Origin of the sequence: Desulfovirgula thermocuniculi DSM 16036 (assembly GCF_000429345.1) — a bacterium.
In the GTDB taxonomy this organism is placed as follows: domain Bacteria; phylum Bacillota; class Desulfotomaculia; order Desulfotomaculales; family Desulfovirgulaceae; genus Desulfovirgula; species Desulfovirgula thermocuniculi.
In genome coordinates, this window is record NZ_AUBR01000092.1 from 1 (window position 1) to 5,457 (window position 5,457).

The 5,457-nt window shown below is 48.8% G+C and carries 6 protein-coding genes; all 6 read left to right on the forward strand.

From position 1 onward, the window contains the following. Nucleotides 1–467: 467 nt before the first annotated feature. The 6 genes from G454_RS19455 (at nucleotide 468) to G454_RS19465 (ending at nucleotide 4,949) form a co-directional block, all read left to right on the forward strand. Nucleotides 468–1,361 (forward strand): sigma-54 interaction domain-containing protein, encoded by an 894-nt coding sequence (locus tag G454_RS19455; protein ID WP_245574425.1) that lies wholly within the window; start codon nucleotides 468–470, stop codon nucleotides 1,359–1,361. A 278-nt stretch (nucleotides 1,362–1,639) separates the two neighbouring features. Next, nucleotides 1,640–2,080 (forward strand): hypothetical protein, encoded by a 441-nt coding sequence (locus G454_RS19460; RefSeq protein WP_051276502.1) that lies wholly within the window; start codon nucleotides 1,640–1,642, stop codon nucleotides 2,078–2,080. 29 nt (nucleotides 2,081–2,109) lie between these two features. Then, complete coding sequence (locus G454_RS0114400; RefSeq protein WP_027719158.1) at nucleotides 2,110–3,015, forward strand: sulfite exporter TauE/SafE family protein; 906 nt, start codon at nucleotides 2,110–2,112, stop codon at nucleotides 3,013–3,015. Continuing rightward, the gene (locus tag G454_RS0114405; protein WP_027719159.1) at nucleotides 3,015–3,887 is read left to right on the forward strand and encodes a TIGR02186 family protein; all 873 of its coding nucleotides are present in this window, start codon (nucleotides 3,015–3,017) and stop codon (nucleotides 3,885–3,887) included. The genes G454_RS0114400 and G454_RS0114405 overlap by 1 nt, the downstream gene beginning before the upstream one ends. Before the next feature lie 99 nt (nucleotides 3,888–3,986). Then, entirely contained in the window at nucleotides 3,987–4,460 is a 474-nt protein-coding gene (locus G454_RS0114410) for a CBS domain-containing protein (protein ID WP_027719160.1), read from the forward strand. A gap of 15 nt (nucleotides 4,461–4,475) precedes the next feature. Beyond that, complete coding sequence (locus tag G454_RS19465) at nucleotides 4,476–4,949, forward strand: CBS domain-containing protein (RefSeq protein WP_035108026.1); 474 nt, start codon at nucleotides 4,476–4,478, stop codon at nucleotides 4,947–4,949. Nucleotides 4,950–5,457 lie beyond the last annotated feature (508 nt).

Consider the following 5,457-nt stretch of genomic DNA (forward strand, 5'->3'; position numbering starts at 1 on the left):
GCTACTGGGGGCTAGTAAAGACTAGGCTTCAGGCCATTTTCACTGCCCTGGCGGTAAACTTCAAGCGATGGGTGTACCTGGCAATTGCTGCCAAGCGGGCAGTCAAAACCGCGGCAGCCTAGGAATAAGGAGTTTCTCTGCCTTTTTCAAGGACTTGGTTACTTTATATTGGTACTAAAGGTGGCGATTTGCTGTGGTAAGCTCTTCCATAAAAGCCTGATTGCCATATATTGTTAATTATACTTGGTTAAAGTGTTATAACTTGCTGTTTTCCCTCAGTTTTGCGACGGTCTCTTGACTATATTGTAAAGCCTTTCAACCTTGACGAGCTCCTCCTTACCGTTAAAAAAGCAGTCACTGTACGCAAGCTCTCCTTGGAGGTAGCCGCTTTAAAGGAGGAGCAAGAGTTTTTTAACCAAGTTGATGCCCTCATAGGGCGTTCCGCTCCCATGCAAAATGTGTATAAAATGATCGGGCGCGTAGCAGACAGTGACGTCACTGTACTTCTGCAAGGTGAAAGTGGCACCGGTAAAGAGGTAGTGGCCCGCGCCATACACCGGTACAGCAAACGGCGTAACGAGCCTTTTATAAAAATCAACTGCGCCACCATACCAGAAAACCTCATAGAAAGCGAACTTTTTGGCTATGAGAAAGGAGCTTTTACGGGAGCCGGATCAAGGAAACCCGGCAAGTTTGAACTAGCCCATCGTGGGACCATTTTTCTCGACGAAATAGGGGAGTTGTCCCTTAATACGCAGGCCAAGCTACTTCGTGTCCTGCAGGAAAAAGAATTCGAGCGGGTAGGAGGAACGGAAAGCATACAAGTCGATGTGCGCATCATAGCCGCTACCAACAAAGACCTGGAACGCTGCGTGGCAGAAGGCACGTTCCGCGAGGATCTTTATTTTCGGCTTAACGTGGTAAAGATATGGCTTCCCCCGTTGAGGGAAAGAATTGAAGACGTGCCCCTTTTGGCGAAGGCTTTCCTGTACAAATATAGCCGCGAATTAAACAAGCACATTACCGGTTTCTCCCCTGCAGCCTTAGAAATAATGAAGCAGTACGATTGGCCGGGAAACGTAAGGGAACTACGGAACGTCTGCGAGCAAGCGGTGGTTCTGGCCAGAGGGCCTGTGATCATGCCCGAGGACCTCCCCTTCTGCCTGCAAGCTACCAACCGGGAAATAAGAAACAGCATTAGGCGAGGAATGACTCTCAAGGAAATCGTGGCGGAAGTGGAGAGGCAGGTAATTCTTAAAACCCTGCAGGAACACAACTGGAATCGGAGCGCCACGGCACAGGCACTGGGACTAAACAGGCGCTCCCTTTACGCCAAAATGAAAGAATACGGCCTCCTCTAGCCGTGGGCAATTTTTGCCCACAGCAGTGAAAAAAACACCCCAATCAAAAGGCCTTTAAACAGACCGGGCGAACCTTCAAAGCCTTGCCCGGTCTGTTTTTTCGGTGCTGCAAGGTTATGGTATCAAATTTGCCATTAGTAATAACCGAAACTTTTTTAGTCTCTCGCTTTGTGAATAGTTGGCTTTGTTACAAAGCCAAGGGAAAGGAGGGAGGTAAAGGCCCAAAAGCTCGTAGGGAGCCGTCGTGAAAATCATAAGAAAAGGGGGCTTTTGAGATAATGAAAGATATTAATCACCCTTTTTCTGAGGAAAAAGCTTTTAAAATAAAAAGGTTTTCCAGAACTACAGCAGTTCTGGTGGCCGTTTTTGCTTTCCTGGTGTTTTGGCAAGGGGTAAACTTCCTTCAGAACCACGTATTTAAAAATTATTTCGACCCATCACGCCACACGATTGTCGAGCAGGACCCGGATACAATGGAAATATATGCCTGGAAGGATGCCGCCGGAAACATCCATACTCCCGATGATCCTGACGTAAAGCGATTTCCATACGCCATCACGCTGCTCCTTTTAGCAGTCATTGGCATCTCGGCAAAAAGCCATGACCTTCTTGTTAGACGTTACCACAGGCTCTTGATGTCCGAGGGTGGTAAGGCAGGATTGTACCCACAAGAAAAGGGCCATGCCTTACCCGGGAGAATCCTCACCAGACACTCATAAAGAAAACTTTTAGAGAGGAGACAGCACTCATGTCCATTTTCCTGCCCGTTGCCGGCGTGCAAACGAGCATTTTCCTGATTTTGAGCCTGGGAGGTACAGTGGGGTTGCTTTCAGGCCTTTTCGGAGTGGGCGGGGGCTTCCTGCTCACTCCCCTTCTCATGATGATCGGCATACCACCGGCAGTGGCTGCAGCCAGCGATACCAACCAAATAGTCGCCGCCTCCGTTTCCGGAACATTAGCCCACACACGTGCCGGGAACGTCGATTTTAAGCTCGGCCTGGTAATGGTTTTGGGCGGGTTAACGGGAGGAACTTTGGGTACGAGTTTGGTCAAGACACTCCGCCAAATGGGAAACTTCGATTTTGTCGTTAAGCTGGTCTACGTCTTGATGCTCCTGGGCGTTGGCAGCTTCATGCTCATGGAAAGCTTAAGCGCCTTGCGCAGGAACGACCAGCAGAGCAAGAGCCACCAGCCTCTCCCCCTGGCCAAACGCCTCCCGCTCAAGGTCTATTTTCCTGTTTCCGGCATTGAGTGCTCAGCGCTTGCTCTATTCGCCCTGGGTTTCCTCATCGGACTCCTGGCCGCCCTCATGGGGGTGGGAGGGGGCTTCATCATGTTGCCAGTGATGATTTACCTTTTGGGCATTCCCACCCACCGTGCTGTAGGCACCAGCCTTTTTACCGTTATCCTTACGGCCATTAACGTTACCCTCGCCCAAGCTATAGTTAACGAAACGGTAGATGTGGTACTGGCGCTGCTCTTGCTTGTGGGCTCGGCAGTCGGAGCTCAAATAGGAGCACGTGTTGGCCGCAAGCTTAAGGCGGAGCAACTAAGGATTATCTTTTCTTTCATCGTCCTAGGGGTAATGGTAAAGATGCTGTACGATCTGCTTTCCACACCGCCTTCACTGATTGTCTTAGGGGGTGGCCATTAATGTTCAAAAAAGTCTTCAAAGGAAAAGCCTGGCTGGTGCTGCTCGTTCTCCTTCTAGGGTTGGGAACCACGATAGCCTGGGCAGGAGAAGCTTCACTTACCATGAACCCGGAAGTCATTAATGTGGGGCCGCGTTTTCAGGGAACCATGCTGGAAATTGCGGGCACTGTCCCTGCTGGAAGCGATATCTACTTAAAAATCGTTTCCCCTCCCAGGAAAGAAAAACTAAGTAAAAAAGGCAGGGTTGGCTTTTTATGGATGAACGTAGCGCAAGCAGAAGTTGACAATATCCCCAAGATGTATATGGTTTATTCCTCCGCACCCCTTGAAAGGCTTTCTTCAGACCTTCAGGAAAAAATCGGCATAGATCCTTATTTTACGGCTGTTCGTGGCCAAGTAAAAATAACCGAAAAGGGCGAAGGGAAAAGCCAGACACTAACCGGGGAAGAGGGAAAAGAATATCTCAACGCGCTAATTAGCATGTATCAAAAAAAGGGGCTTTATGTCATAAGAGAAGACGCAATCAACACCCGGAATGAAGGCAACTTAACCACCTTTACTTTAAACGTTCCTCTGCCGGCAGAAGTGGCTCATGGTACAAGCAATGTCATCGCGTACGCTGTCAAAGACGGAGGGGTCATTGCTGAAAGCCGCGGAACACTTAAAGTTCAGCCGGTCGGCATAGTGGGATTGGTACGCAGGCTGGCTAAAATGGATGGCCCTCTGTACGGTACCCTGGCTGTGTTCATAGCCCTGTTTTCTGGAGTGGCAATTGACTTCATCTTCAGCACCCTCGAAAAGTTGTGGCGCAAATATGTAAGGACCGGAAAAGCTGTTCGCCCCGATGGCGATTTCATCGCAGAAGCGCACTAGAGGGAACATTTGCGTGTGACCTTTTTTATAGGAACGAGCCACACCCTTTATAAGCGGACTGGAACTTGAACCTGATCTTCATAAAGAGGAGGGCCAGGAATGTATGGCCATCGCACAGTAAAAGAAATTATGGTGCCTCTTTACTCCTGCCCGACCATCAGGGAAGACTTATCTTTAAAAGAAGCCTTAGCCGTTATCCGCACACCACCGAACACCCTGCTGGTCTTGGACCGTAAGCAAAGGCCCGTGGGCATTGTAACCGTGCAGTCGCTCTTTAAGGCTGTTCCTCTCTTTACTCTTTCCCCAAACGGCAAGCAAACCCTCCTCAAAATAGTCAGACTATTCCATCGCAGGAAGCAAAATGGCACCGGCACGACCCCATCGATTAAAGATTTTATATGGCCCCTGACTAAAGTAAATGTTTCATCTTATGAACCTGTATATAATGCGGTTTTAAAAATGCTTGCTTACCGTGTGGATTCCTTACCTGTAACGGAAGACGGTAAGGTATTAGGGATGGTACGTGCCACGGACATTTTCCAGGTAATCGGCGAACTCCTGACAGAGAGCTAAAAGGGGTCATCAAAAGTGAAAACCGTCAAGGAGTTAATGGTTCCTCTTGAGAAATATCCCCGCATACATGAAAACGCTGACATCAGAGAAGCTATCTCCATGCTGCGATCCTGCACGCAAAATTCTAGACGCGGGTGCCAGTTACTAATTGTCTATGACCACAGGGAAAACCCGTCTGGCCTTTTAACCCTACGCTGCCTCCTGATGGCAGTGGGGATAAAAACACTAATTGATGATGTATGGTTCAAGGCAGAGAGCTGGAGTTGGTATTTCCTGAACCGCATGCGATCGAAGGGAAGGATATGTGTTAAGGAAGTTATGCGCCCTATTGCAGCATTTAGTATCGATGCTGCCGAAAATCTAAGCAAAGCAGCTTTTCTCTTCGCCAGCCATGGAGTTAATTTCCTTCCTGTCACCGACCGGGGTAAAGTTATCGGCATTATCGAGGTAGGCGACATTTTAAATGAACTTAAAAATGACCTCATATAGTCTCCACGTCCTCCGGCGTTGCCCCGAAAATCGTGGAAAATGATTGAGCACTTTTACAGAAAGTTCCGCACCTAGAGCAATAAGCACGGTGGCAGCTTTTGGGACTCCGCTTAACTTGCCATTTATGGCCAACTTGCTCCTTCAGTCTGAACTTAAACACCCCAGCAATGGTTAGAAGGCTTTCCCCTAGCCGTCTCTTTGAGCTATCGCACCTTGATGAATGAAGGTTAGGAGAGACTGTCGCAAAACCCCCAGTCCAAAAACTGGCAGATTGACCTGAACGTTTAGTTCATGAGAAAGTTTATCCTTTCTTGGCAAGGAATCTACTACTTTTGTCGAACATTTCCCTCCAAAGGCCTTTTTGGGGGGTTGGACTCATGTACCGCCGCGATAGAGAACTACAGCTGGACTTTTACCACCCGGACATTGCCTGCCCGCATCTCTTCCCGGAAGGCAACTTTTACCGCGTGCTCAAGGAAAAGCTGGACCGCTGGGTAGGTGAGCTGGA